The organism is Cupriavidus taiwanensis LMG 19424, assembly GCF_000069785.1.
GTDB classification, from domain to species: Bacteria; Pseudomonadota; Gammaproteobacteria; order Burkholderiales; family Burkholderiaceae; genus Cupriavidus; species Cupriavidus taiwanensis.
Genome location: NC_010530.1, coordinates 1,200,274 through 1,226,731 on the forward strand (window position 1 = coordinate 1,200,274; position 26,458 = coordinate 1,226,731).

Annotated in this window: 24 protein-coding genes; 10 read left to right on the forward strand and 14 right to left on the reverse strand. The window is 68.7% G+C overall.

The genetic code is table 11. From position 1 onward, the window contains the following. Positions 1 to 34 precede the first annotated feature (34 nt). The 4 genes from RALTA_RS21140 to RALTA_RS21155 form a co-directional block, all read right to left on the reverse strand. Positions 35 to 1,783, reverse strand: a complete 1,749-nt coding sequence (locus RALTA_RS21140; protein ID WP_012355966.1) for a class I adenylate-forming enzyme family protein — start codon at positions 1,781 to 1,783, stop codon at positions 35 to 37. A 97-nt stretch (positions 1,784 to 1,880) separates the two neighbouring features. Continuing rightward, on the reverse strand, positions 1,881 to 2,645 hold the full coding sequence (locus tag RALTA_RS21145; RefSeq protein ID WP_012355967.1) for an SDR family oxidoreductase: 765 nt from the start codon (positions 2,643 to 2,645) through the stop codon (positions 1,881 to 1,883). A gap of 237 nt (positions 2,646 to 2,882) precedes the next feature. Next, positions 2,883 to 3,749 (reverse strand): arylamine N-acetyltransferase family protein, encoded by an 867-nt coding sequence (locus RALTA_RS21150; protein ID WP_012355968.1) that lies wholly within the window; start codon positions 3,747 to 3,749, stop codon positions 2,883 to 2,885. 27 nt (positions 3,750 to 3,776) lie between these two features. Next, positions 3,777 to 4,466, reverse strand: a complete 690-nt coding sequence (locus RALTA_RS21155; protein ID WP_012355969.1) for a Crp/Fnr family transcriptional regulator — start codon at positions 4,464 to 4,466, stop codon at positions 3,777 to 3,779. Positions 4,467 to 4,678: 212 nt separating this feature from the next. Between RALTA_RS21155 and RALTA_RS21160 the strand changes: the two genes are divergently transcribed. Continuing rightward, positions 4,679 to 5,176 (forward strand): Mpo1 family 2-hydroxy fatty acid dioxygenase, encoded by a 498-nt coding sequence (locus RALTA_RS21160; protein WP_012355970.1) that lies wholly within the window; start codon positions 4,679 to 4,681, stop codon positions 5,174 to 5,176. Here the strand turns inward: RALTA_RS21160 and RALTA_RS21165 are convergent, their stop codons facing one another. From RALTA_RS21165 to RALTA_RS21175, 3 genes are read right to left on the reverse strand one after another with little or no spacing between them, the layout of a single operon-like run. Beyond that, a complete protein-coding gene (locus RALTA_RS21165) occupies positions 5,177 to 6,535 on the reverse strand; it encodes a sensor histidine kinase (protein ID WP_012355971.1) in 1,359 nt (452 codons plus the stop codon). Continuing rightward, positions 6,536 to 7,210: a response regulator transcription factor gene (locus RALTA_RS21170; RefSeq protein ID WP_012355972.1), complete on the reverse strand. Its 675-nt coding sequence runs from the start codon at positions 7,208 to 7,210 to the stop codon at positions 6,536 to 6,538. 16 nt (positions 7,211 to 7,226) lie between these two features. Beyond that, positions 7,227 to 7,577, reverse strand: coding sequence for a PepSY domain-containing protein (locus tag RALTA_RS21175; protein ID WP_012355973.1), 351 nt, complete (start codon positions 7,575 to 7,577; stop codon positions 7,227 to 7,229). A 652-nt stretch (positions 7,578 to 8,229) separates the two neighbouring features. Here RALTA_RS21175 and RALTA_RS21180 point away from each other — a divergent pair. Beyond that, a complete protein-coding gene (locus tag RALTA_RS21180; RefSeq protein WP_025581493.1) occupies positions 8,230 to 8,688 on the forward strand; it encodes an HU family DNA-binding protein in 459 nt (152 codons plus the stop codon). A 243-nt stretch (positions 8,689 to 8,931) separates the two neighbouring features. On the opposite strand, the gene RALTA_RS21185 is transcribed toward RALTA_RS21180, so the two are convergent. The 3 genes from RALTA_RS21185 to RALTA_RS21195 all read right to left on the reverse strand — a co-directional run bounded on the left by RALTA_RS21185 (position 8,932) and on the right by RALTA_RS21195 (position 11,890). Beyond that, complete coding sequence (locus RALTA_RS21185; protein WP_012355976.1) at positions 8,932 to 9,300, reverse strand: 5-carboxymethyl-2-hydroxymuconate Delta-isomerase; 369 nt, start codon at positions 9,298 to 9,300, stop codon at positions 8,932 to 8,934. A gap of 181 nt (positions 9,301 to 9,481) precedes the next feature. Further along, positions 9,482 to 10,078 carry an HAD domain-containing protein gene (locus RALTA_RS21190; protein WP_012355977.1) on the reverse strand — a complete coding sequence of 199 codons (597 nt, stop codon included), beginning with the start codon at positions 10,076 to 10,078 and terminating at the stop codon, positions 9,482 to 9,484. 186 nt (positions 10,079 to 10,264) lie between these two features. Then, a complete protein-coding gene (locus RALTA_RS21195) occupies positions 10,265 to 11,890 on the reverse strand; it encodes a methyl-accepting chemotaxis protein (RefSeq protein WP_041232543.1) in 1,626 nt (541 codons plus the stop codon). A 248-nt stretch (positions 11,891 to 12,138) separates the two neighbouring features. Between RALTA_RS21195 and RALTA_RS21200 the strand changes: the two genes are divergently transcribed. Beyond that, complete coding sequence (locus RALTA_RS21200) at positions 12,139 to 13,989, forward strand: EAL domain-containing protein (protein ID WP_012355979.1); 1,851 nt, start codon at positions 12,139 to 12,141, stop codon at positions 13,987 to 13,989. Between the two features lie 6 nt (positions 13,990 to 13,995). On the opposite strand, the gene RALTA_RS21205 is transcribed toward RALTA_RS21200, so the two are convergent. Then, positions 13,996 to 14,751, reverse strand: coding sequence for a response regulator transcription factor (locus tag RALTA_RS21205; protein ID WP_041232544.1), 756 nt, complete (start codon positions 14,749 to 14,751; stop codon positions 13,996 to 13,998). A 401-nt stretch (positions 14,752 to 15,152) separates the two neighbouring features. Here RALTA_RS21205 and cls point away from each other — a divergent pair, with 401 nt between their 5' ends. From cls to RALTA_RS21225, 3 genes are all read left to right on the forward strand, one after another. Beyond that, a complete protein-coding gene (gene cls, locus RALTA_RS21210; RefSeq protein WP_041232545.1) occupies positions 15,153 to 16,589 on the forward strand; it encodes a cardiolipin synthase in 1,437 nt (478 codons plus the stop codon). A 120-nt stretch (positions 16,590 to 16,709) separates the two neighbouring features. Further along, positions 16,710 to 17,354 (forward strand): TetR/AcrR family transcriptional regulator, encoded by a 645-nt coding sequence (locus RALTA_RS21215; protein WP_012355982.1) that lies wholly within the window; start codon positions 16,710 to 16,712, stop codon positions 17,352 to 17,354. A gap of 767 nt (positions 17,355 to 18,121) precedes the next feature. Then, positions 18,122 to 18,301, forward strand: a complete 180-nt coding sequence (locus RALTA_RS21225) for a hypothetical protein (RefSeq protein ID WP_012355984.1) — start codon at positions 18,122 to 18,124, stop codon at positions 18,299 to 18,301. A 23-nt stretch (positions 18,302 to 18,324) separates the two neighbouring features. Here the strand turns inward: RALTA_RS21225 and RALTA_RS21230 are convergent, their stop codons facing one another. Then, a complete protein-coding gene (locus tag RALTA_RS21230) occupies positions 18,325 to 18,750 on the reverse strand; it encodes a hypothetical protein (RefSeq protein ID WP_012355985.1) in 426 nt (141 codons plus the stop codon). Positions 18,751 to 18,994: 244 nt separating this feature from the next. Beyond that, positions 18,995 to 20,116, reverse strand: a complete 1,122-nt coding sequence (locus RALTA_RS21235) for a site-specific integrase (protein WP_012355986.1) — start codon at positions 20,114 to 20,116, stop codon at positions 18,995 to 18,997. Between the two features lie 113 nt (positions 20,117 to 20,229). Here RALTA_RS21235 and RALTA_RS21240 point away from each other — a divergent pair, with 113 nt between their 5' ends. From RALTA_RS21240 to RALTA_RS21250, 3 genes are all read left to right on the forward strand, one after another. Continuing rightward, a complete protein-coding gene (locus RALTA_RS21240; RefSeq protein ID WP_012355987.1) occupies positions 20,230 to 21,180 on the forward strand; it encodes a DNA-binding protein in 951 nt (316 codons plus the stop codon). Positions 21,181 to 21,263: 83 nt separating this feature from the next. Beyond that, on the forward strand, positions 21,264 to 21,779 hold the full coding sequence (parS, locus tag RALTA_RS21245; RefSeq protein WP_025581485.1) for a type II RES/Xre toxin-antitoxin system antitoxin: 516 nt from the start codon (positions 21,264 to 21,266) through the stop codon (positions 21,777 to 21,779). Further along, positions 21,776 to 22,249, forward strand: coding sequence for an RES family NAD+ phosphorylase (locus RALTA_RS21250; RefSeq protein ID WP_012355989.1), 474 nt, complete (start codon positions 21,776 to 21,778; stop codon positions 22,247 to 22,249). Before parS ends, RALTA_RS21250 begins: the two co-directional genes overlap by 4 nt. A gap of 7 nt (positions 22,250 to 22,256) precedes the next feature. Here the strand turns inward: RALTA_RS21250 and RALTA_RS21255 are convergent, their stop codons facing one another. Next, the gene (locus RALTA_RS21255; protein WP_012355990.1) at positions 22,257 to 23,834 is read right to left on the reverse strand and encodes a fatty acid--CoA ligase; all 1,578 of its coding nucleotides are present in this window, start codon (positions 23,832 to 23,834) and stop codon (positions 22,257 to 22,259) included. Positions 23,835 to 24,037: 203 nt separating this feature from the next. Between RALTA_RS21255 and RALTA_RS21260 the strand changes: the two genes are divergently transcribed. After that, positions 24,038 to 26,344, forward strand: a complete 2,307-nt coding sequence (locus RALTA_RS21260; RefSeq protein WP_157877281.1) for an ATP-dependent DNA helicase — start codon at positions 24,038 to 24,040, stop codon at positions 26,342 to 26,344. Positions 26,345 to 26,458: the final 114 nt, after the last annotated feature.

Sequence of the window (26,458 nt, forward strand, 5' to 3'; positions counted from 1 at the left end):
AGGGATCGGATCGATGCAGTCCCGCCGCCCCGGCTTACGCGGCGGCGTCGAACAGCTTGCGCAGGTTCGATTTCATGATCTTGCCATTGGCATTGCGCGGCAGCATGTCGTGGTAAATCAGGATACGCACCGGCACCTTGAAGGCTGCCAGCCGCGCGCGCACGAAATCCTGCAGCTCGGCTTCGCTCGCCTGCATGCCCGGTTTCAGGCTCACCACGGCGGCCGGCTCCTCGCCCAGCGTCCGATGCGCCAGGCCGACCACCGAGGCGTCCATGACCGCCGGATGCTCGTACAGCGCGCTTTCGACTTCGATGCAGTAGATGTTCTCGCCGCCGCGGATCAGCATGTCCTTCATCCGGTCGACGATATAGACGTAGCCTTCGTCATCCAGCCGGGCAATGTCGCCGGTGCGCAGCCAGCCATCGACGAAGGTCTGGGCGGTGGCCTCGGGCTTGTTCCAGTAGCCGCGCACGACATTGGCGCCGCGCACCATCAGTTCGCCGGTTTCGCCGGGCGGCAGCGCCTGGCCGCGGCCGTCCACCACCTTCATCTCGCCGATAGGCAGCGCCGGGCCGCTGCTGTCCGGGCGCATCACGTATTCTTCGGCGCTGTGGCTGGTAAAGGTTGACGAGGTTTCGGTCATGCCCCAGCCGATCCCCGGCGCGGCGTGCGGGAATACTTCGCGGATGCGCCGGACCAGCTCGGGCGAGGCGGGCGCGCCGCCGTAGTTGATGTTCTCCAGCGACGACAGGTCGAAGCGGCCGCGCTCGGGATGCTCCAGGATCTGCCAGGCGATGGTCGGCACGCCGCCGGCCGCGGTGCAGCGCTCGCGTTCGATCAGTTCCATGCCGCGCAGCGCGTCCCAGCGGTGCAGCAGTACGATCTTGCCGCCGGTGGCGATGGCGCCGTTGAGCACCGCCATGCAGCCGGTGACGTGGAAGAAGGGCACAGCCAGCAGCATCGATTTCTGCGGCGCGGCCGGATCCGGCGCAGGGATCGGCTCGCCGCGGCGCAGCAGGTTGCGCAGCGGACTGAAGCCGCCGGCCACGGCTACCGAGGTGGAATTGCGGTGCGTGCCGAGCGCACCCTTCGGCTTGCCGGTGGTGCCGGAGGTGTAGAAGATGGTGGCGTCGTCGTCGGGGTCGATGTCGACCGCGGGCGGCGCCTGCTCCGGCAGTGCCGCCCAGCTCGACGAAGGGCCGATCACGCTTTCCAGCGCCATCACGCGCGGCTCGGCCGGCGCGGCGCCCGCGCGCGAGACGTAGATGCGTTCCAGCGCCGGGCAGCCGGGCAGGTGTTCGAGGATGCGGTCGAGCCGCTCGGCATCGACGATGGCGATGCGGCTGCCGGAATCGGCCAGCCCATATTCCAGCTCCTGGCCGGTCCACCAGGCATTGAGCGGGGTCACGATGGCGCCGGCCAGCAGTGCGCCGTAGAACGCCACCGGCCACTCGGGCAGGTTGCGCATGGCCAGCGCCACGCGGTCGCCCTTGCGCACGCCGTCGCGCACCAGCGCCTGGGCCATGGCGATGGCGGCGCGCAGAAACGCATCGTAGGAGACCCGCTCGTCCTCGTACACCACGAAGGTGCGATCGGCAAACGCGCGCGTGGCCAGCAGCAGCTCACGCAGCGTGGGCGGTGCGTTTTTCCAGACGGTGGTGGGAACGCCGCGGATCACGCGCGTTTCCGTTTCGAACGGCGCGCCCGGCGCGGTCAGGCGGGCGTGGGCGTCGGCCAGCGACATGACTGGCCAGTTGCCGGCCAACTGCGGATTGCTCGACATGGACTGCCTCCCGGAACTGCACTGCAGATTGAGGGAAATGCAGGAAAGCGGCCGGCGCAGTCAGCGCCGGCCGCCTTGCAACGCTTGCGTCAACGCCTCAGATGGTCACGCCGCCGTCCACCACCATGGCCTGGCCGGTCATGAAGGTGCTGGCCGCGGAGGCCAGGAACACGGCCGCGCCGGCGATCTCGACGGGCTCGCCGATGCGGCGCAGCGGGGCGCCCTGGGTGGACTGCTTGTAGCGCTCGGGATCTTCCCACAGCGCGCGCGCGAAGTCGGTCTTGATCAGCCCCGGGGCGATGCAGTTCACGCGCACATTGTGCGGCCCGAACTCGACCGCAAGGTTGCGCGCCAGCTGGAAGTCGGCAGCCTTGGAAATGTTGTAGACGCCGATGGTGGGCGAGCCGCGCAGGCCGCCGATCGACGACACGATGATGATCGAGCCGTCCTTGCGGTCGATCATCTGCGGCGCCACCATCTGGATCAGCCAGTGGTTGGAGATGACGTTGTTGTCCAGTACCTTGCGGAACTGGTCGTCCGAGACGCCGCTCATCGGCCCGTAGTACGGATTGGAGGCGGCATTGCAGACCAGCACGTCGATCTTGCCGAAGGCGCGGTTGGTCTCGTCGACCAGGCGCTGCAGGTCGTCCTTCGAAGAGATATTGGCCGGGACCGCAATCGCGGTGCCGGCGCCGTGGTGGGCGTTGATGGCATCCACCACTTCCTGGCAGGCCTCGGCCTTGCGCGAGGAAATCACCACCCTGGCGCCCTGTACCGCCATCTGCTCGGCAATGGCGCGGCCGATGCCGCGCGATGAGCCCGTGACGATGGCAACCTTGCCCGTCAGATCGAACAATGACATGGAGTCTCCTGTATGGCTGTGCCGGTCTCAGCGATGCTGGCCGGCTTGTGCTGGCGGCGGCGTGCCGCGCTGTTGTCCTGCGGACGCGCCCGCGGGGCGGCATCGCCGGGACATTATGTGGCGCTGCCATGGCCGCGTCCACAGCGCGGAGTGCCGCGTAACGGCCTTATCAGCATTCTTTCTGCGGGCAATGCGCGCCGTGCATGGCGCGGATGCTGCATCGCGCAACCGCGCGCTTCAGCTGCCCGCGGATGCCTCTTCGGGTGCCAGCAAGGCGGGAAGCGCCGCCATCAGCCCGTCCTGCAGCTCCTGGTCCAGCAGGAGGCCAAAGCGGTCCGACAGGACCTGCACCACCGCGTCGGCATGCCGGAGGTGCGTACGGCGCACGCTGCCGTCCGGTGCCCGTTCGGCCAGTTCGCCGTTGGCCAGTGTTACCCGCGTGCCGCCGTCGGTGCGTGCGGCCATCAGGCGCTGCAGGAAGACGCTGGCGGGGTGCGTCGAGACATACCAGTTGCGCGCCACGAAATCGATCGGCAGCTGCGGCGTCAGGTCGAAGCGGTAGATCGGAATCCAGCCCGCCTCGCCGCGCGCCTGCAGATCACAGGTGTGGAAGGCGCTGGCGCCAGCCTGTGCCGGGGCGGGCGCCAGCCGGTAGGGAAAGCCATCGTCGGCCGGCTCCGACAGCGCCATGGCGCGAAACGGCGTGGGGCCGCCGAAGCCGACATCGGCCAGATAGCTGCGGTGCGCCACTTCCACGCGCAGCAGCATGTGCGAGGTCATGGTCGGCACGTCGTCCGGCACGCCCCAGCGCACGCGCGCGGCCAGCGGCGTTACCTCGAAGCCGAGCGCGCCGAGCCCGGCGGCGAGCAAGGTATTGAGTTCGAAGCAGTAGCCGCCGCGCCGGCGCGTGACCAGCTTGTCGAATACGGCATCCAGCTCGATGCGCACCGGGCGGCGCAGCAGTGGATCGACGTTCTCGAACGGAATGCCGGCGAGGTGCGCGGCCAGCACCGCATCCAGCGCTTGCAGCGTGGGCGAGGGCGGCGCGGCAATGCCCAGGCGCGCCAGCCAGGCGTCCAGTTGGGCGGCGTCGAGGGTAGTCATGGTATGCGGGACTCCGGTAGGGTGCGGTCAGTTGAGCGTTTCGAGCGCCGGCAGATCGAGCAGTTCGATGCCGCCATATTGCAGACGCAGCAGGCCCTGCGCTTCGAGCTCGCGCAGTGCGTGGTTCACGGTCTGGCGCGACAGGCCCAGCATCTGCGCCAGCTGCTCTTGCGCAATGCGCACACGGCGTACGGCGCTGGCGTGTGGCAGGTTGCCGTAGCCATGCGCCATCGCGGCCAGCCGCCGCGCGACACGGGCCGCCGGCGGCAACAACTGCGCTTCCTCGACGTAGTGGAAGGCCTCGCGGGTCTTGGCGGCCAGCAGTTGGCCGAACGCCTGCCACCATGCCGGCTGCTGCGCGAGGCGCTGCGCCAGGGCGGCGCGCGGCACATGCCACAGCGTGGCGGCGGTGGCCGCGCGCGCGTCATGCGTGCGCGGCAATCCGTCGAACAGGCAGATCTCGCCGAACCAGGTGCCCGGCTCCAGCAGCCCCATCACCGCGGCCTTGCCCGATTCGCCGCTGGTGTGGATCTGCATGGTGCCGCTGGCGACACAATACAGGCCATCGAAGCGATCGCCGCGCGCAAACAGGGTTTCGCCCGCGACCAGCCGGCGCAGGCTGCCGTCGTCCAGCAGGGCCTGCCGCAGCGCTGGCGGCAACTGGCTGAACCACGCGCCGGCGCGCACCGCGGCAAGTGGGTCGCTGCATGGCACCATGGGGTTCGACATCGTATTCGCGGCTGCGCCTGAGCGGGGTGTGGGGCGAGGAGATCAGGGTGTGGCGGGCGCGTCAGTCCCATGCCGGTCTCCATGTCCTGGCGCCGGCCGGAATGTCAAAAACCTGACAGACCGGCCAGTGCTCGACCACTACTATAAATCCACCTCGCGCCGCCGCGCGCGCACCATAGCGCAGTCCAGGAGACGCCCCCGTGAAAACCCTGATCGAACATCTCGCCAACTACGCCGCCTATCATCGCGACCCGCGCAACATCTTCACCCATTTCCTGGGCATCCCGCTGATCGTGCTGGCGGTGACCACGCTGCTGGCGCGGCCGGCCCTGGCGCTGGGCGATGGCAATACCTACCTGACGCCCGCCATGCTGCTGTACATCCTGTCGTGCCTGTTCTACCTGCGCCTGTCGCTGGGCTTCGGGGTGGCGATGGCGTTGATCCTGGCGGTGTTCCTCTATGCGGGCGCGCATATCGCGGCGATGCCGACGGACTGGTGGCTCGCGATCGGCATCGGGCTGTTCGTAGTGGGATGGGTGATCCAGTTCATCGGCCACTATTACGAGGGGCGCAAGCCCGCGTTCGTCGACGACCTGGTCGGCCTGCTGATCGGCCCCTTGTTCCTGGTTGCAGAAACCGCCTTTGCATTGGGCCTGGCGCGTGATACGCGCGATGCCATGGCGGCGCGCGCGCACTGATCAGGGCTGCCCGGCGGGCAGCCGCAGACGGGCGGCCAGACCGCCCAGCGGGCTCGCTGCCAGCACCAGGCCGCCGTCATACAGCGCGGCGATTTCCGTGACGATGGCGAGCCCCAGGCCGCTGCCGGCGGCGGCCTCGTCCAGCCGGCCAAAGCGCGCGGTTGCCAGCGCCTGTGCCTCGGGCGGCATGCCCGCGCCGTCGTCCTCGACCAGAATCTCCAGCACGCCTGAGTCCTCGCGCAGCGTGACGCGCACGCGCGTGCGCGCCCACTGGCAGGCGTTGTCGAGCAGGTTGCCCAGCATCTCGACCAGGTCCTGGCGGTCGCCGGCGAAATGCCCGCCACCGTCGACCGTCAGCGCCAGCGCCCGCTCCCGATGCAGGCGCGCCAGCGCGCGCGTCAGCTCGCGCACCGCGGGGGCGGCCTCGATGCGCTGGCCCCGGGCCGCGGCCGCGCCGGCGGCACGGGCGCGCGCGAGGTGGCGGTCCACCTGGCGCCGCATCGCTTCGACCTGGCCCGACACCGCTTGCGCCGCGGTGCCAGGCAACGCCGCGGCCTCGTTGGCCAGCACCGCAAGCGGGGTCTTGACCGCATGCGCCAGGTCGGCAGCCTGGCGGCGCGAGCGCTCCAGCGCCTGCGCATTGCGTGCCAGCAGGGCATTGATCTCGGTCACCAGCGGTTCCACCTCAGCGGGCCAGGCACCGCCCAGGCGTGCCTCGCGCCGCGCCTGCATGGCACTTAGCGCGCGCCGCAGCCGCGCCAGCGGGGCCAGGCCGAAACGCACCTGCGCCGCCACCGCGAGCATCAGGCCCAGCCCCAGCGCCGTCAGCGACCAGGCCAGCGTCTGGTTGAAACTGCGGCGCGCGGCGCGCAGTTCGGTGCGGTCCAGGGCCACGGCAATTTCCACCGGGGTATCGGCGGAGGCCAGCACCAGTTGTCGCGACACCACCAGCAGCGACTGGTGGTTCGGACCGGAGCGCACGTCGGCGTGCCCATCGGTGGCGTCCGACGCGTCAGGCAGGCGGTGCAGCACCGCCGACGGCATCTCGGTATCCCACAGCGAGCGCGAGCGCAGCAGCGTGCCGGGTGCCCGCGCCTGCCAGTAGGCGCCGGAATAGGGCAGTTCGTAGCGGGGATCGGCGGGACTGCGGTTCAGGACCAGCCTGCCGTCTGCGCTCCAGTCCAGCGCCGCGGCAAGGCTGGCGAGCTGGTGGTCGAGCTGGCGCACATAGGTATGGTTGACGTGGCGCTCGAACAAGGCCGAAAGCAGCCAGCCGCCGACCCCCAGCGCCGCGGCGAGCCAGATCGCCGCCACTGCCAGCAGGCGCAGCGCAAGCGAGCGGCGCAGTCGTGCCGGCATCTAGGGGCGCGCCTCCGGCGGCGGGCGCAGCCGATAGCCCTGGCCGCGCACGGTCTCGATGATGTCTACGCCAAGCTTGCGCCGCAGCCGGCCGACAAAGACCTCGATGGTATTGCTGTCGCGATCGAAGTCCTGCGCGTAGATGTGCTCGGTCAGCGCGGTCTTGCTGACGATCGCGCCCGGGTGGTGCATCAGGTAGTCCAGCACGCGGAATTCGTGGGCGGTCAGCACCACCGGCGCGCCGTCCACGCTGACCGTGCCGGCGCGGGGATTCATCCGGACCGGGCCACACTGCAGCTCGGGCGCGGGCATGCCGTGCGCGCGCCGGATCAGTGCGCGGATGCGCGCCAGCAGCTCTTCCATGCGGAACGGCTTGGACAGGTAGTCGTCGGCGCCCGCATCGATGCCTTCGACCTTCTCGGTCCAGCTGTCGCGCGCGGTCAGGATCAGCACCGGCGCATTCACCTGCGCGGCGCGCCAGCGGCGCAGCACCGAGAGCCCATCCAGCCGCGGCAGGCCCAGGTCGAGGATGACAGCGTCATAGGGCTCTTCCGCGCCCAGGTGCCAGGCGTCCAGGCCGTCGGCGGCAGTGTCGACGGCGTAGCCGGCGTCGGCCAGGCTCGCCCGGACCTGCGCGGCAAGGGTGGCTTCGTCTTCGACCAGCAAGATGCGCATGGATGTCCTGGCCGGGTCAGGGTTTGCGGCGCGCGCCTTCCAGCCCCCGCCCCTTGGCCTTGAGCAGGGCGGCGGTGCGTGCATCGTATTCGAGCTTGGCCACCGAGCCGCCGGGCAGCAGCAGCTTGACCTCGTATTGCCAGATGCCGTCGTCGTGATCCAGTTCCACTCCGATCACGTCGCCCGCGTACTGGCCCGAAACGGTGTCGAGGATGCGCGACAACGGCAGGATTTCGCCGGACTGCACGGCTGCGCGCGCGCGATCGGCATCCTTGTCGGCGTGCGCGGCGGGTACCGCCGCCAGTGCCAGCAGCGCCGCGGCCACCAGCGCGCGCGGGCGCAGCAGGGCGTGTAAGCAAGCGTTCATGGGCCGCAGTTTGCACCAAAACAGCTGAATGCGGGCTGAACGCAGCGCTCAGGGCACGTTCAGCCGGCGCTGCCGACAATGGCCGTCCAGCCATCCGGAAAGCTCGAGCCATGCCGTTCGCACCTTCATCAGTCCGTTGTCCGCGCTTGTTGTCAGCCGCCGCCAGACCCGCGCTTTTTCGACGGCTGGTACTGGCGGCGGCGCTACCGTTGTTGCTGCTGAGCGTGGCGAGCGTGTTCGGCCTGCAGGCCGGTTGGCCCGCGTCCTGGTATGCCTGGCGGCATGTCGATGCGAGCCTGCCGCTGGTCGCGCTCGGTGCGCTGGCGGCTGGCCCGCTGCTGGCAATCTGCACCGAGGATCGAGCGCGAACGGTAGCGTCCAGACGCGCGCGCAGCGTTGCGCGCGGGCCTTCTCGCGGCAGCCATGCATGCCAAAACGGGGGGACGTAGGCCGCTTTCGCGCTTGCACTGAGGCAAAGCCGCGACAAAACCCGGGGTTTTCACCGGGTTTTGCGCTTCGCATGCACGAAAACCCCTTGACTTACGGTACTTTCCGCTATGATTCAGTGGGCGTCGATCAGGCGATTGCGCAACGCTCAGTAGCAATGCATAACACCTGCCGGCATCCATCTGTTCAACTTACGAATATCGATATGGCGACCAAAGCGAAACCGACCGCGAAGACTGCAACCAAGCCCGCCGCCAAGAAGGCTGCGGCAACCAAGGCACCCGTGAAGGCTGCCGCCAAGAAGGCCACGCCGGCCAAGAAGGCTGCTCCCGCCGCTGCACCCGTTGCGCGCCCGCTGAAGGACACCTTCAACAAGTCGAGCCTGGTCGCTCACCTGGTAGCCCAGACCCAGCTGGAAGCCAAGGCCGTGAAGACGGTGCTGGCCCATCTGGAAAACACCATCGTCGGCGCGCTGAACAAGAAGGGCGCTGGCGAGTTCACGCTGCCCGGCCTGCTGAAGGTCACGGCGCAGCAAGTGCCGGCCAAGAAGAAGCGCTTCGGCAAGGACCCGTTCACCGGTGAAGAGCGCTGGTTCCCGGCCAAGCCGGCCAGCGTCAAGGTCAAGGTCCGTCCGCTGAAGAAGCTGAAGGACGCCGCAGCCTGATCTGCGCCAGTTGTCCAGAAAGAAAAGGAGCCGCTTGCCGGCTCCTTTTTTTATTGCCGCCGGCGCCAATCCGGCAGCGTTTAATCCAGGTCAAGCCGGTGGCGATATTCCCCACCTAGAATCCACTACGTCATGGGTGCGGGGGCGCTCCCCATGACAGAGCTTCCGTCTTCCGGAAGCTTCCGCCCGCGGCTGCAATGGCCGCGGGTTTTTTATTGGGCGGCCGCCCGACGGCATGGCGGGTCAGGCCACCAATTGCTTGGCGTAGGTGGCGCGCGCCATCTCGCACACTTCCACTGACACCTGCACATTCTGCCCGGCACCGCCACCCGAGCGCACGGCTTCGGCAATCACATCGCAGACCGATTGCGCCAGCGCCTGACGGACCGCGGTATCGCGCCCGTCCAGAATCGACAGGCGTGCGTGGACAAAGGCCCGCTCGACCGCATCGATGCCCTGGCGATAGGTCGACAGCGTGATGCAGCGCGACTTGATGTCTGCTTCCTGGAACTGGCCGGAAGCCAGCAGGGCGGCATTGGCCTCATCCAGCAGTTCTTCCTGCGAGCAGTTCAGGCGGGTGTTTTCAGTCAGTTCGATGACGAGGTGAGGCATGGCGGTCCTGGCGCAAAGCTCCGGCACGGGGCCGGCGACAGCGAGCATGATACGGGATCGCTGCGGCGGCGGGCGCCAGGGCCTGTGCAACGGGCGACCCGGTCGCGCGCGTGCCTAGGTCGCCAGATGCAAAACGGGGCACCCGTGGGCGCCCCGCTGGAGTTTGCATGGCAGCGGCAGGTCAGGCGTGAACGGCGCTCACTTCGCGGGCGGGTGCCAGCGCACTGCCGAAGCGGGCGGGGTTGTCCCGCGCCAGTTGTTGCAGCTGAGCCAGCTTGGCCTTGAGGCCGGCGTCCAGCTTGGGCGCCGGCATGACCGTCGACGGGCACGCGACGCCCAGGATATCCAGCGCCTGCTGGAAATTCTCCAGTGTCAGGCCGATGGCCGGGTCGACCCTGACCAGATGCTCGCGCAGCGCCTCGGGCATGGATTCGGCCGGCGCGCAGGACAGGATTGCATAATGGACGGGGCGAGCGCCCTGCGCAAAAAACGCTTCGATCTCGGCGCCGTGTCCACCGGCGACGGGCGGCGTCATGGCTTCGACCTGCAGATCCAGTTGTTGCAGGATGGCCGCCGGGGTGCCGCGGCGCCACGCATCCGCAACCACCACACGGGCGCCGGCCACGCCAAACAGCCTGCGCACGAAGCCAAGGGCGACGGGGTCAAAGAACCGGACGTCGCGCGGCGTGCCAGTATCCGGAATGCCGCCCAGACGGGCGCGGGAGCGGTCGGAGTACAGGACGCCGGGTACGTCCAGCATGATGAGTCGTTCAGCCATGGTTTCCTGTGCGAGTGCCCAGTTCAGTTGGTGTGAAACAAGGTTACTCGCCACAACCGCGCTGTCACGTTACCGCGGCGGGTCCAGTTGCAACATATCTGTAACTTCGTCGTGGAAGACGTAAATGCCGGTTACGTCGTCATGACAAATGTTTCGACCCGACACATCTTTGCCGCGCCTGCCGCGTCAGGGCTGCTCGAAGCGAAAGCGTGCCACGTCGCCCGCTAGCGCGGCAGCCTGCTGGTCGAGGCGCGCCGCCTGACCGGCCAGCTCGTCCACCAGCGCCGCATTCTGCCGGGCCGTCTGGCGCAGTTGGGCCGCCGCCTGCGTGGCGCCCTGCACGCTGTCGGCCTGCTCGTCCGCGAGGCTGCGCAGTCCCTCGGCCAGTGCATGGCTGTGGCCCACCGTCGCGGCAATCCGGTCCATCGCCGCAACCACGCTGCCGCTCAGGCTCGCGCCTTGCTGGATTTCATGCGTGGCATGGTCGACGATGCCGCCGATCTCGCGCGCCGCATCGGCGCTGCGCTGTGCCAGCGCGCGCACTTCCTGCGCCACCACGGCAAAGCCGCGGCCTGCGGGGCCCGCGCGCGCCGCTTCCACGGCTGCGTTCAGCGCCAGGATATTGGTCTGGAATGCGATGCTTTCGATCACGCCGACGATCTCGGCGATATGGCGCGAATGCCCGTGCAGGGCATCCATCGCGCCCCGCATGCGTTGCACCACGGCAGCGCCGTCATCGGTGGCGGCGCGCGCCGCGTTCGCCATCTCGCTCGATTCGGTGGCCTGCGCATGTGCGGCGGCCACGCGTGCCGCCAGAGCCTGCATGCTGTCGGTGGTTGCGTCGACGGCACGGGCCTGCTGCTCGGTACGCGCCGACAGGGCCCGGTTGCCGGCAGCGATCTGCTGGCTGGCCGCAGTGATCTCGCGGGCGCTGGCCTGGATGCGTGCCAGCACGCCGGCCAGCTGGTCGCGCATGCCGGCCACATGGTGCAGCATGCTGCTGTGGTCCGCGGGGCGCAGCGCGATCGGGGCGGTCAGGTCGCCTGCGGCAATGCGCCGGGCGATGTCGGCGGCAACGCGCGGCTCGCCGCCCAGTTCGGCGCGCAGGCTGCGCGCGGCAATCCACGCCAGCGCGACGGCAGCGAGCAGGCTGGCGCAGAGCAGGGCGGCCATCCAGGCCTGGGCGCGCAGCTGGCTGCCGGCCACGCTGGCGACGGTGGCGGCGGCTTGTCGTTCCTGCTGGCGGCGTACGGCCTCGACCTGGCTGCTGAGCCGCTGCAGCTGCTCGGTGACGAAATGGCCGTCGACCGACACCGCGCTGTCGAACTGCAGCGGATCGAGCGGCTGCTTGCGCAGCAATGCCACATAGGACTGCGCCAGCTCGCCGGCGCGCTGGCGTTCACGCAGCAGCGGCGCCGCCTGGGCCGGGGCGGCCTGCTGCACGCCAGCCAGGGCTGCGTCCAGCTGCAACAGCGCCGCCGCGATCTCGTCGGCGGCGCCGTCGCGCTCGGTGCTGCTGGTGGCCATGGTGAGCGCCAGCTGGGCACGCCCGAGCGCGGCCAGCGCCGATTGCGCCCGCTCCGCCGAGATGGCGCCGTGCATGTCGTGCTGGTACAGGGTATCGGTGCGGGCCTTGATCGAGACCAGGTTGGCGATACCGGTCAGGCCGACCGCGGCGCCGAATAGGTAGACCAGGGCAAAGGCGGCGCACAGGCGCGCCACCAGCGGCAGGCGGCCCAGCCGCGCCAGCCAGCGCGCGGCGGCAACTGGCCGACGGTGGCCGGGCAGGGATGTCTTGAAGACTTGCAACACGGAGAGGACTCCAGACGGGCGCGCCGGCGTGACCAGCCTGCGCAGCCCGGGCTTGACCCGATTCGCCGCTCGCGCTGCGCTCTCTGTACGGGACAGTCGCCGCGGCGCACGGGATCGTCGTCCATCAACGTGACGCCGACGTGACATTCGCGCAAGATGCACTGTCATCGTGCTGTCATGTGGATGTCATGCAATGTGGGGCCTCGCCGCGTCCCTGACCGCTCCCGCACCATCCCCCGCCTGTCCCTATGAATGGCCTGACTGTCGCCACGTTCCAGTACGATTCCGCGCCCGACGCTGGCAGCGTTGCCCCGGGCCAGACCGTGTTGGCGCCGGCGCGTCTGCCGCCACTGCATGCCGTGTTCCAGCCGATCGTGCAGGCCGACAACGGGGGCATCCTGGGCTACGAAGCGCTGATCCGCGGGCCGGTAGGCTCGCCCTGGTCCGCACCGGACGCGCTGTTCCGGCTGGCGCAAGGCGTGCCCGCCACCATCGCGCTGGAGGTGGAAGCGGCGCGCACCGCGCTGGCCACGTGGCGCAGCTTCGATCTGCCCGGCAAGCTCTTCCTCAATTTCAGCCCGCTGACCTTGCGCCACCTGCTGGCGGACCATGGGCGCCTGATGGCGGCCCTGCTTGAAGCCGGCATCGCTCCGTCACGGCTGGTGATCGAGATTACCGAGCAGACGCCCATCGGCGACGCCGCCAGCTTCGGCATGGCCATGGCGGTGTTGCGCGAACTCGGCATGCAGTACGCGCTGGACGATTTCGGCACCGGGCACGCCAACCTGGACCTGCTTGCCCACCTGTCGCCGCATTTCGTCAAGATCGACAAGTCGCTGGTGCGCGGCATCGCGTCCTGCTCGCGCCGGCTGGAGATCCTGCGCGCGCTGCTGCGCATGATGAGCGCCTTTGGCGGGCGCGTGATTGCCGAGGGCATCGAAGACGAGGATGAACTGGCCGTGGTGCGTGACCTGGGCGTGACCGGCGCCCAGGGCTATTACGTCGGACGACCGGTGGCGCGACCTGCGGCGCAGGTCGCCTTGCACGTGCGGCAGGCGCTGGCATCGCGACGCATTGCCGTGTTTCCGCAGATGGTGCGATCCGGCTGGTCTGGCATTACCGCGGGAAGGCTGCTGCGGCCGGCGCCCACGGTGTCGCCCTCGGCCAGCAACGATGCGGTGCTGCGAACCTTCCAGGACCAGCCCGACCTGCAAGCCGTGGCGGTGGTCAATGACGAAGGGCGGCCGCTGGCCATCATCGGCCGCCAGGCCTTTATCGACCGCTACGCGGCGCCGTTCCACCGCGAGCTCTATGGCAAAAAGGCGTGCATTGCCATGGCCAATCGCGATCCGGCGTGCTTCGACCAGCGAGCCAGCCTGGAGGATATGGCGCAGATCCTGTCGGGCGAGAATACGCGCTCGCTCGCCGACGGCTTCGTGATCACCGACCAGGGCCGCTATATCGGGCTCGGCACCGGTGCCGACCTGATCCGGGCGATCACCGAGGTACGCATGGAAGCGGCGCGCTACGCCAATCCGCTGACCTTCCTGCCGGGCAATATCCCGCTGAACCAGCATATCGAGCGCCTGATCGACGCCGCCAGCGAGTTCCATGCCTGCTATGTCGACCTGAACCACTTCAAGCCGTTCAACGACAAGTACGGCTACTGGAAAGGCGACGAAATGCTCAAGGGTGCGGCCGCGATCCTGGCCGAGGCCTGCGACCCGGCCCGCGATTTCCTGGGCCACGTGGGCGGCGACGATTTTCTCGTGCTGTACCAGAGCGGCGACTGGGCCGAGCGCATGCGCGCCGCGATCCGTCGCTTCAACGATGCGGCGCGGGCCATGTATGCACCGCCGGATCGCGCCGCCGGCGGCATGCACGGCGAAGACCGGCACGGGCGCCCGGTGTTCTTTCCGCCGGTATCGATGGCAGTGGGCGTGGTGTGCGTCAGCGGCGACGGCGTAGCCGGCCTGCAGCGCCTCGGCAGCCAGCAGATTGGTGCGGCGGCGGCCGTGGCGAAGCGCGAGGCCAAGCGCTCGGCCGATGGCATGGCCGTGCTCGACTTCCTGGCGCTGTCGGCGACGCTGCCGGCGTAGCGTGGCTCAGTTGCCCGATGATCCGGGCACGGTGGTCCGGCCAGTCGCCTTTGGCAGCCTGGGCGCGATGCTCTCTTCCAGCACGTCAAGCCGGTAGCCGTGCGCGTAGACCACCTTGATCACGATGCCGTTGGCCACGCCGATACGCAATGTCTTGCGCAGGCGCGAGATCAGTCCCGCCAGCGCCCGCGACAGCGGTGGCAGTTCGTGCCGCCAGATCGCCTGCTGGATGCGCTCGCTGGCCAGCACCCGGCCGACGTTGGAAAACAGCATCATTGCCAGGTCGAACTCCTTCGGCGTCATGGCGATGCGCTCGCCATGCAGCGTGGCAAACCGGCCCGTGCTGTTAAGCTGGTAGGGGCCGGCCTGGACCACCAGGCCCTGGCGCACGCGTTCGCCGGTCACGCGCCGGCGCAGGGCCGCGATGCGGGCCATCAGCACGCGCGCATTGAGCGGGCGGCAAACGTAGTCGTCGGCGCCGGCATCGAGTGCATCGACCAGCTTGTCTTCGCAGTTGTCGGCAGCCAGCAGGATGATGGGCACGTCGCGCGCGCGGGCACCGCGCACCGCACGTACCACGTCCAGGGCGGGCAGGTCGGGCGGCGCATCGTCGATCATCACCATGTCGTACGGCTCCCGACTGACGCAGTGGATCAGCTCCCGCCCAGTCTCGAACACGCGGCAACGGAAGCCGGCGCCCTCCAGCAGTTCGGCCACGGTTCGGAGTTGGGGCGAATAGCCCATGAGCAGCGCAATATTCATCGAAGGCGGACCACAGGGCAGGAGTCGAACCGCAAGGCGAAGGCCGGACAGCGGAGGGGGGGCGCGGCAGGCGAACGCAATGCCGCGCCCAGCCCGGAAGCGTATTAAAAGTGCAGTCAGAAAGACAATCAGACATTGCTGAAATATCTGTCGATTTTTCTGATTCGCTGCGTGCTTCGAGCATGGGTATCGCGAGACCGCGGCCGCCTTGCCGGCACTACGAAAAGTTGTCCACAGGAACTGTGGACAAGCGGGTCGACGCTGCCCTGACAACGGCCTGGCGCCGTCATGCCATCGGCGTGCCAAAAAAGAAGGCAGCGCCGACGGGCGGCGCCTACATCCGGACCATGCTGTGCCAAAATAGCGCGCATCGCGACCCGGTCAGGGACACACGCCCACCGATGCTGCAGAGCCCGAGCGTCATTGCCATCATCGTGCTGGCCTTTCACGTCGTAGGCGTGGTGGCCGCGCTGCATGCCGTCATGACGGTGCGCACCGCGCCGGGCGCGATCGCCTGGGCCGGCTCGCTGCTGATGATGCCGTACTTCACGCTGGTGCCTTACCTGATCTTCGGGCGCAGCACCTTTGCCGGCTATGTCGATGCGCGCCGCTTTAACGACGACCGGCTGCGCGAAATCCGCCACGGCATGACCCCGCGCGAGCGCGAAGCCCGCAGCGCCTGCGTGGTCCACGCGCCGGTCCAGGCCTGCATGCGCGCGCTGCCGCGCCTGACCGGCATGCCGTGCCTGGCCAACAACGATGTGCGCCTGCTGGTCGACGGCGAGCAGACCTTCGAAGCGATCTTCGCGGCGATGGCGCGCGCCAGGCAGGTGTTGATCGTGCAGTTCTTCATCGTCCATGACGATGCGCTGGGCCAGCGCCTGCAGGCGCTCATGTGCGAGCGCGCGCAGGCCGGCGTCAAGGTGTACTTCCTGTTCGACCGCATCGGCTGCCACGCCATGTCGCGCCGTTATGTGCGCACGCTGCTCGATGCGGGTGTCGAGGCGAGGGCGTTCTCCACGCACCGCGGTTTTGTCAATCGGTTCCAGCTCAACTTCCGCAACCACCGCAAGCTGGTGATCGTCGACGGCTGCGAAGCCTTCGTCGGCGGCCACAATGTCGGTGTCGAATACCTGGGCCAGCGACCGCCGCTGGCCCCCTGGCGCGACACCCATATCGCGCTGCGCGGCAGCGCCGTGCTGGACTTGCAGATGGCGTTCGCCGAAGACTGGTACTGGGCCGCGCGCGAGGTGCCGCACTTGCTGATGCCGCCGCCCGAAGCGGGCGGGCGCATGACCTGCCAGGTGGTGCCAACGGGTCCGGCCGATGCGCAGGAAACCTGCTCACTGTTCTTTGTCGAGGCCATCCAGTCGGCGCGCCACCGCCTGTGGATCACGTCGCCGTATTTCGTCCCGGACGAGGCCGTGTTTGCGGTGCTGCGGCTGGCGGTGCTGCGCGGCGTGGATGTCCGCATCCTGATCCCGGCGCGGCCGGACCATCTGGTGGTCTATGCCGCCTCGACGCTGTACGCCCACCAGGCCATTGCCGCGGGCATCAAGATCTATCGCTACCAGCCGGGCTTCCTGCACCAGAAGGTGATCCTGATCGACGACGAGGCCGCTGCCGTCGGCACCGCGAACCTGGACAACCGCTCCTTCCGGCTCAATTTCGAACTGATGGTGCTGACCGCCGACAAGGGCTTTGCGGCGCAAGTGGCGGCCATGCTCGAGGCCGACTTCGCGCAAGCCCGTCGTGTCGGCCTGGACGAGTTCCTCGCCGCGCCGGCACCGCTGCGCGTGGCGATGCACGTTGCCAAGCTGTTCGCTCCCATCCTCTGAGCCGGTGCCGCGGCTCATGCCAGGCGCCACAACACAAGCTTGTGACAGTTTGATTGTGTACACTGTTCACTATAAGACTGTGTACATCATGAACTGTTATGCGTTTTCCGGGAGGCCCGCATGAGCCGCGAGACCTCCGCACCGCCCGCGCGGACGACTTATCGACATGGCGACCTGCGCCGCGCGCTGCTCGACGCCGGCATCGACCTGGCGCGCGAGGGCGGTCCCGACGCCATCGTGCTGCGCGAAGCGACCCGGCGCGCCGGCGTGGTACCCAATGCCGCGTACCGGCATTTCGCCAGCCGGCAAGACCTGCTGCAGGCGGTGCGCGCGTGGGCCTTGTCTTCGCTGGCAATCGCCATGGAGGCCGAAATCGGCGGGCTGCGCCCAGGACGCGGCGCCGCCGCGCATGCGCGCGCCTGTTTGCGTGCGGTGGGCACCGGTTACCTGCGCTTTGCCCTCACGGAGACCGGCCTGTTCCGCACCGCGTTCTCAGTGCCCGATGCCGTGGAAGACGACGCCGACCCGGCCAAGGCAGGCAATAGCGGCCTGAACCCGTTTCAACTGCTGGGCGCGGCGCTGGACCAGCTGGTGGAAGCAGGCGTGCTGCCGGCCGAGCGGCGCCCGGGCGCCGAATATCTGGCGTGGTCGGCCGTGCACGGCCTGGCAATCTTGCTGATCGACGGCCCCTTGCGCAGCCGCGCCACCGAGCAGGCCGAGGTTCTTGGCCAGCGCGTGCTCGATATGGTCGAGAAGGGCCTGTAGCAAGGCCCTTCCCGACGGGCCTGTATCGACCGACCCCTGCTGCCGCGGCATAAAAAAATGCCACGATGGCGGGGACCATCGTGGCAACGTAAGGAGCCAGGAAGGGGGGCAACCTGGCTCTGTCGGGCACCCAGGGTCGGGTGCAGAAACAATGTATTCCGTTGTTTCTCATATGAATATCGGACACTTCTTAAATATGCTTTTATTTTGTCCCGATATAGGCACCCGCACGCCCCTCGCTTGCCCTGGCATGCCATGCCGTGGCGAAGCACCGCGGAATGCAGGCCGAGCCGCGTGGTCTAACTTCCGGGCCTGGCAGGTCCGGCAGGCCGAACGCTGACGGCGCGGAGGGCATCATGCAATACGGAATCGGAGTGATCGTGGTCGCCGCCGCCCTGGCAGGGTGCGTGGCGTATCCGTATGCCGGGGACCCGTATCCGGCATATCCCGGCTACACAGTGTCGACGCCGTACTACCAGGCCTATCCGGCCTACCCCGCGTATCCGGCGTACGGCTATCCGTACTACCGTCCATGGCCTGCCTATGGCAGTTTCGCGTTCATTTACGGCGGCGGCGGACACGGTGGTCATTGGCACGGCCATGGCCACGGGGGGCGAGGTGGCTGGCATGGCGGGCATGGCGGCGGGCATGGCGGGGGCGGCAGCAGAGGCGGCGGGAGGGGGCACTGAGAGGCAGGGCGCGCGGATGGCAAGGCTGAGCCGCCAGGGTTACCATCGGCCTAAGCCAGCCCACGGAGGCTCGTCACCATGAGCAAGCCCACACAGCAGCAGCCCAAGCCAACCACGCCCGCGCAGCCGCCATCCCGGGACGAACGCATCGAGCGCGAGCTCGATGAGGCGCTGAAGGAGACGTTCCCGGCCAGCGACCCGATCGCGGTCGATCCCGACGTGCCGCGCGCGCCGGGGAAATCGAAGCCAGGAAAGTAGCGCGCCTGCGCTGCGAGGACGCGCTAGGGCAGCTGGCGCAGCTGACCGATGACGGACATCAGCCGCCCGTGCGCGACGATCACGCCGGACTCGTCTTGCAGCGCTTCCTGATAGCGCTTGCGGAACCCGGGATCGGCCCCGTCGCTGAAGAGCTTTTCCGCGGCGCGTCCGACGGCACGGCAGGTGTCGTCGTGGTGTTCCTTTGCCTCCAGCTCTTCGTCGATCTCGATGATCAGGCGCGACAGCGGGTCGAGCCAGCGGAAGTAGTTGTCTTCAGTCACCAGCTGGACAAACAGGCCGGCCGGAATCGGCCCGTTCAGCCGTTCATACTGTGCCCGGTCATAGCCGATGACTTCCTTGTGAACCTGCAGCAGGGCCGCGCGCAGCGCCTTCAGGCCTGAGCGGCGCGTTTCCTGCGTGGCGAGGAATTGTTCGTTGGGCATGCCCATCTCTCCGCGTTTCTACGGTATCGGGTCCGGGCAGCGGTGCGTGGTCGCGCGCCTGTACCGCCAGCGCTCGCGCCGCGGTGACTGTCTGCCGGATATTCCGCGCGCGGCGTGCAGCCTGTGCCGGCACTGTCCCGCGCGCCTGCCAGTATAGGCAGGCCCCGCAGGGCGAGCCAGAGGCGGCGGCTAGCGAAATACCCGTATTTGCGCCGGTCCCGGCGCATGGTTGGCGGACATGGCGAGTCGCTCACGGCCCCTCGCTGGCATCCGGCGCCAGCAGGTCGGCCGCGCGTGAGCGCCGTGCATCGGCCGCGCGGAAATAACGGACCACTGTCGACACGCTGGCGTGGCCGGTCATGGCCATGGTTTCTGCGAGCGGCACCTGCTGCGCCGCGGCTTCCGTGACAAAGCCCGAGCGCAGCGAATGCGCGGAATAGTCGCCATCCAGCCCCGCCAGCGCGCAGCGCGCCTTGACGATGCGGCTTACCGCCGCATCGGACAAGCCTTCGCCCACATGTCCGCCGCGCCGGATACGGCGAAACAACGGGCCGCGGTCGATTCCGGCGGCGGCCAGCCATGCCTCCAGGGCCTGTCCGGCGGCACCCGTGACGGGCTTGGCGATGTCGCTGCGCTCGCTGCCTGACTGGTTGGTCTTGGACCAGCCCATGACATAGACAAAGTCCCCCGGACCCACGCGCGTGAGGTGATCCATCGTGGCGCGCGCGACTTCCGAGCGGCGGCGTCCGCCGCTGGCCCAGGCGAACAACAGCAGCGCGCGGTCGCGCAGCCCGGCCAGTGTGTCATCGCAGGTATCCAGCAGGCGCAGCAGCGGCGCGCGCGTCAGCGCGGCCTTGCGAGCCTGCCGGTGTCCGCGGCGCGCGTAGGCGCGACGGGTGCTGGCCATCAGCTCGCGCACGCTGGCATCGGCGCATGGGTTGGGCAGGCCTTGCAGCCGGTGGGCCTTGGCGATGACCGCGAGCCGGTGGGTCAGCGTGGACAGCGCGGGCGGGCCGGGTCGCGCCTTGCATCCATCAGCGACCAGCGCCTGGTCGATGGCCGCGGGCATCTCGCAGACCGGGCCCTGCGGCGTCTGGCGCGTGGCGTGGTCGACGATGAACTGGATAACGACGGCAGGCGCGAGCGGAAGCCGCACTGGCTGCCGATAGCGCAGGGCATACCAGGCAGACCAGTAACGCAATGCGGAACGGTAGCTTGCCACCGTGTTTCGGGATTCACCTTCCTGGCGCAACGCGTTGGCCGCCTGCTCGGCGAGAGGATCCAGTTGGGACGTGCGGAGTGGGGCCGGTAAGTCGACATCAGCGGGAATCGGTGGGAAATAGGTCTCGTGGGCGTCGCGGATTTTAATCATAATAAATATGATGTATGCTGTATCATATCATACATAGATAAGGAATAACAACCGATAAGCCTCCATTATCGGACCTTATTTGTGACTTTTCAGGAATTCGCCGGATATTCATCATGGAAACGCTGCGCAGCCGAGGGATCACCCGCGACGACGTCTGGCAAGCCGCCGACAGCCTGCTCAAGGCCGGCCAGCGGCCGACCATCGAACGCATCCGCCTGCATCTGGGCCGAGGCTCGCCGAACACGGTCAGCCCCCACCTGGATGCCTGGTTTGCGGCGCTGGGCGGGCGGATCCAGGATCCGGAAGGGTTCGCGCCGGCGCCGGGCTGTCCTGAACCGGTCGCCGAAGCCGCGCGCTACTTGTGGGAGGCTGCGCTGCAAAGCGCCAGAACTTCGGCCGAAGCGGGGCTGGCGCAGCGGGAAGCTGCATTGGCGGCGGCCAGCGCGGCCCTGCAGCAGGAGCGCGAAGCGCTGGCGCAGGAACGCCAGGTCATGCGGGCGCGGCTTGAAGGCGCGGAGGCTGCCATGGCGGAACTGACACGCGCGCGCGACGAGGCGGCGGAGCGCGCCGCGCGCGCCGAAACGGCTGCGGCCGCGTGGCAGCAGCAAGCCGAAGCGCTGCGCGCCGAGCATGCCTCAGCGCTGGCCGCGCGCCACGCCATGCAGAACGATTTCGACGTACAGCGCGCAGCCTGGGACCAGGAGCGCGAAACGCTCGCGCAGCGCACCGCCGCCAACGAGCGTCGCATGGCGCTGGAACTGGATGCAGCGCGCGTGGCCGCGCGGGAAGCGCAAGCGCTGCTCGACGCCGAACGCAAGGCGGCGGTCGAGCGCCTGGCACGGGCCGCGGAGGCGGCGTCGCGCCAGGGCACCGAGATGACCCGGCTCGGCCAGGCGATCGCGGTGCTGGAGGAACGGGTGCGCCAGCGGGAAAGCCTGCTGGCAGAGTACCGGGAGCAGGCCGGCGCGGAATCCGCGGCCGCGGCGGCGCCACCACGGCGAAGCCGGCCGGCCCGCGTGGCGCTGTCCGTCGGCAAGGGGCGACGGCGTAGCCAGCGGCTGTAGGCCAGCCGGTGCTGCCCGGAAAAAGCGTCATGCTGGCGGTAATCAAATGAGCTATACTTAAGGCTCATTTGATGAGGTTTGCCATGCCGCGCATGCTCACACCCGAAGGCCATTATCCGCACGCACACCAACGCCGGCCAGCCCGCGAACTCAGCGTCAATAGCTACCTGGCGGTCTACGAGGCCACGCTTTCGACCGATGGCGCCATGTCGGTGATCCGGGCCATCCGCGAGGGCGTGCCGGCTTCCGACCTCAACCGGCTGGCCGAATCCATGGGCACGAGCAAGGAGCAACTGATCAAGACGCTGGATTTGCCGCGTGCCACCGTCGACCGCAAGGCGCGCGCGCACCAGAACCTGTCGAGCGAGCAGAGCGAGCGCGTGCTGGGCATGGTGCGGCTGGTGGGCCAGGTGCAGGCGCTGGTGGAAAGCTCGGGCGATGCGCGCGGCTTCAATGCGGCGCAGTGGGTGGCGCAGTGGCTGGAGCAGCCGTCCCCGGCGCTCGGCGGGCAGCGGCCTGCTGAATTGATGGATACCGTCGCCGGCCAGCGCATCGTCTCTGACCTGGTGGCCAGGATGCAGAGCGGGGCCTACGCTTGAGGCCGGCCTGGCGCATCGCGACCGACACGCCTCTCTACACCGCGGACGATGCCAGCGGCGCCGGCGCGAAGGCGACCGGAGGGCGCTGGAACCGGCAGGGCACGCCCCTGATTTACGCGGCCTCGAGCATCGCGCTGGCGTGCCTGGAAACGCTGGTCCACCTGGGCTCGGCCGGCCTGCCGCTGAACCGCTACCTGGTCCGCATCGATATTCCCGACGACTTGTGGGCCGCGGCTCGGCACTTGACGGCCGCCAGCGCGCCGGTCGGCTGGGATGCCATTCCCGCCGGCAAGACCAGCCTCGACACCGGCGAGGCCTGGGTCCAAAGGGGCACCAGCGCCTTGCTGCTGGTGCCTTCCATCGTGATTCCCGAAGAGGTCAACGTGCTGGTCAATCCCTTGCACCCGGATGCCAGGCGGCTGACCTATACCAAGGTTCGCCGCTGGCAGTATGACGCGCGCCTGGCCTGAGGCACGATCAGGTCGCGCCGGCGGCGCGCAGCAGGTGTTTCTGGATCTTGCCGCTGGTGGTCTTGGGCAGCGCTTCCAGGAAATGGTAGCGGCGCGGCCGCTTGTAAGCAGCCAGCCGGTCGCCTTGCAGCAGGAAGGCGTCGAGCTGGTCCGCGCTCAGCGTCTCCTCGCCGCGTGCGACCACATAGGCACCGACCACCTGGCCCCAGGTAGGATCGGGCTCGCCCAGCACCGCGACTTCCAGCACGCCGGGATGTTCGATCAGGGCGTCTTCCACCTCGCGCGGATAGACGTTCTCGGCCCCCGAATTGATCATGTAATCGATGCGGTCGCGGATCCACAGGTAGCCGTCGGCATCCAGGCTGCCGAGGTCGCCGGTGTGGTACCAGCCGTGCGCGAGCGCGCGCGCGTTGGCCTCCGGGCGGTTCAGGTAGCCCTGCATCATGCATGGGCCGCGCACCAGCACTTCTCCGACTTCGCCTGGCGCACATGGCTGGGACGGATCGGTCGGTGCGCCGTCCTCGCGCAGCCTGGCGACCACCAGTTCGTGTCCGAGCGCGGGCAGGCCGGCCGAGCCGGCGTGGCTCAGTTGTTCGTGCGGGTAGAGCACCGACATGCATGGCCCCATTTCCGTGGTGCCATAGACCTGCACCAGCCCCGCGCCGACCTTGCGGTCCCATTCGCGGATCAGGTGCGGCGCCATCGACGCGCCGCCGTATTCCACCAGCCGCAGCGAGGACACGTCGCGCGCTTCGGCGTCCGGATGGTTGAGCAGCATGGCGACCATGGTCGGCGCGGCGAAGAAATGCGTGACGCCCTCGGCTTCCACCAGTTGCCAGGCCTCGCCGGCGTCGAAGCGGCGCTGCAGCACCTGGGTCGCGCCCAGCTGCAGCCGGGGCAGGAAGCTGGTGTGCAGCTCGGCCGTGTGGTTCAGCGGTGCGATCGACAGGCCCACGTCCTCCCGCGACAGCATCATGGCCTGGTGCATCATCGCGTTGTGCTGCAGCTTGCTGCGATGCGTGTGCATGACGCCCTTGGGCCGGCCGGTGGTGCCGCTGGTGTACATCAGGATGCAGGGGTCGTTCTCGTCGACCATCACCGCGGGCAGCGTGTCGGGCTGGTCCGCCGCCAGCGCGTCGAGGCGGTGCGTGGCACAAGCCGGCGCCGGGTCGGCATCGGCATAGAGGCGCAGCGTGGTGCCGGGCGCCAGTTCGGCGGCTTTTTCCACGACGGCCGCGCCTTCCCGTTCGAACAGCAACGCCCTGGCCCCGCCGTCGTTCAGGATATAGGCCAGCTCCTGCGCCGCCAGCCGGTAATTGACCGGGTTATAGACCGCGCCGATGCGGGCCGTGGCCAGCAGGGTAAAGACAAAGGCCGGGGTGTTGTAGAGGAAGGCCGCCACCACGTCGCCCTTGCCGATGCCAAGCGACTGCAGCGCATGCGCGTGGCGATTGACCTCGGCATCGAGCTGCGCGTACGTCCACGCGCGCCGCCCTGTGCCGATGCCGGTGACCAGCGCGGTCTTGCGCGGCAGGTTGCGCGCGGGCCAGGTGAGGGTGTCGCCAAGGGTGATGCCGCGGGTCAAGGTCGGTCTCCGGTGGTGTCCGCTGCCGGGCGGGCAGGCGCTTGATGTCTTGTCAGCCGGACAATATAGAGCGGCGTGTCGGGCACACGGAAATAACCATTTGCTCTTTCTTTATGCCGTTCGGCGGCAATGGCGTTCCTCGCCGGACAGATACTGTATATTTGTACAGTTTTTCGCTGTCCCGCATTCTTGTGTCCGCCGTGATCCCTCCCACTTCCGATACCCCGGCGCCGGCCACCGTGCCAGCGCAACCGGCGTACGTGGTCGCCGTGCGCGCGCTGTGCGAGTTCACCGCCAAGGCCGGCGACCTGGACCTGCGCTTCGTGCCGACCCCGTCGGCGCAAGACGGGGTGGCGGGGCACGGCGTGGTGACCGGCCGCCGCGGTGCGGGCTACCAGGCCGAAGTGGCGCTGTCCGCGGATTTCGGTCCGCTCCATGTCCGGGGCCGTGCCGATGGCTACGATCCGGCTGCGAACCGGCTCGAAGAAATCAAGACGTTCCGCGGCGATGCCGCCGTGCCGGACAACCACCGCCACCTGCACTGGGCGCAAGCCAGGATCTACGGCTGGCTGCTGTGCCGCAAGCTGGGGCTGCCGGGGCTGGAGATTGCGGTGGTCTATTTCGACATCGTCAGCCAGCGCGAGCATCCGGTGGTGGCGCATTTCGACGCGCCAGCGCTCGAGGCATTCTTTGTCCAGTCCTGCGAGCGCTTCCTGCACTGGGCGCAGGCCGAGATGGCACACCGGCAGGCGCGCGATGCCGCGTTGGCGCAGCTGGCGTTCCCGCACCAGGGCTTTCGCCCGGGCCAGCGCGAACTGGCCCAGGCGGTCTACAACGCCAACCGCGCCGGGCGCCACCTGCTGGCGCAGGCGCCCACCGGCATCGGCAAGTCGGTCGGGACGCTGTTCCCCGTGCTCAAGGCCATGCCGGGCCAGCGGCTCGACAAGGTGTTCTTCCTCTCGGCCCGCTCCACCGGCCGCGCAGTGGCGCTGCACGCCGCCGCAGCCTTGCGCGCCCATGGCGCGCAGCCGCTGCGCGTGCTGGAACTGACCGCGCGCGACAAGGCCTGCGAGCATCCCGAGCTGGCCTGCCATGGCGAATCCTGTCCGCTGGCGCGCGGCTTCTATGACCGCCTGCCGGCCGCGCGCGAAGCGGCGCGCGCCGTGCCGGTGCGCGATCGGGAAGCGGTGCGCGCGCTGGCGCGCGAACATGCCGTCTGCCCTTACTACCTGGCCCAGGAACTGGTGCGCTGGAGCGACGTGGTGGTGGCCGACTACAACTACTACTTCGACCGCAGCGCGATGCTTTATGCGCTGACCGTGGCCAATGGCTGGCGCGCCAGCGTGCTGGTGGACGAGGCCCACAACCTGGTCGAGCGCGGGCGCGCAATGTACACGGCGGAGCTGGATCCGCAAGCGCTGCGGGCGCTGCGCCGCAGTGCTCCTGCGGCGGTGTCCCGGCCGCTGGCGCGGCTGGCGCGGCAGTGGAACACGCTTGCGCGCCAGGGTGACGATGCCTACGAGGTCCTGCCGGACGTGCCCGCGGCATTTCGCCGTGCGCTGGACGAATGCTGTGCGGCGGCGCTGGCCTACATGACCGAGCATCCGGGCGCGCACGATCCGGCGCTGCAGCGTTTTTACTTCGACGCGCTGCATTTCGCCCGCCTGGCCGAGCAGCTCGATGCAAATTCTCTGTTCGATATCCAGCGCACGCCACGCGGCCGGCGCGGCCACCATGCCCGGCTATGCCTGCGCAATGTCATCCCGGCGCCGTTCCTGCGCCCGCGGCTGGCCGCCGCGCATTCGGTCACGCTGTTTTCCGCGACCCTCGATCCGGCGGACTATTACCTGGACACGCTGGGCTTGCCGGCCGATTGCGCGCGCGTGCAAGTGCCATCGCCGTTTCGCGCCGACCAGCTCTCGGTACGGATCGCCTCGCGCATCTCCACGCGCTATGCGCGGCGCGAGCAGTCGCTGCCGGCCATCGTGGCGCTGATGGCGGACCAGTTTCGCGCGCGCCGCGGCAACTACCTGGCCTTCTTCAGCAGCCACGAATACCTGCAGCAGGCGGTCGCCCGCTTTGCCGTGTCGCACCCGGACATCCCGCATTGGGTCCAGGCACGGGGCATGGATGAAGCCGCGCAGGCGGCGTTCCTGGCAGCCTTTGTCGAGGGCGGCGAGGGCATCGGCTTTGCGGTACTCGGCGGCGCATTTGCCGAAGGCGTGGACCTGCCGGGCGAGCGCCTGATCGGCGCCTTCGTCGCCACGCTGGGGCTGCCGCAGTTCAACGCCGTCAACGAACAGTTTCGCGCGCGCATGGAGCAGGCGTTCGGGCAGGGCTACGCTTATGCCTATCTGTATCCGGGGCTGCGCAAGGTGGTGCAGGCGGCCGGCCGCGTGATTCGCACGCAGCAGGACCAGGGCGTGCTGTATCTGATCGACGACCGCTTTGCCGCGGCGCAGGTACGCGGCTTGCTGCCGTCATGGTGGGAAATCGCACCGGCGGCGTAGAAATTACACGGTGGCGCGGCGGATGCGGCATGCTGCAGCCATGGCCGGCCCCACGCATTGCCCGGCACTGGCCTGGAATGAATCTGGCAGGCAGGCAGACCGTCACGCGCCCTT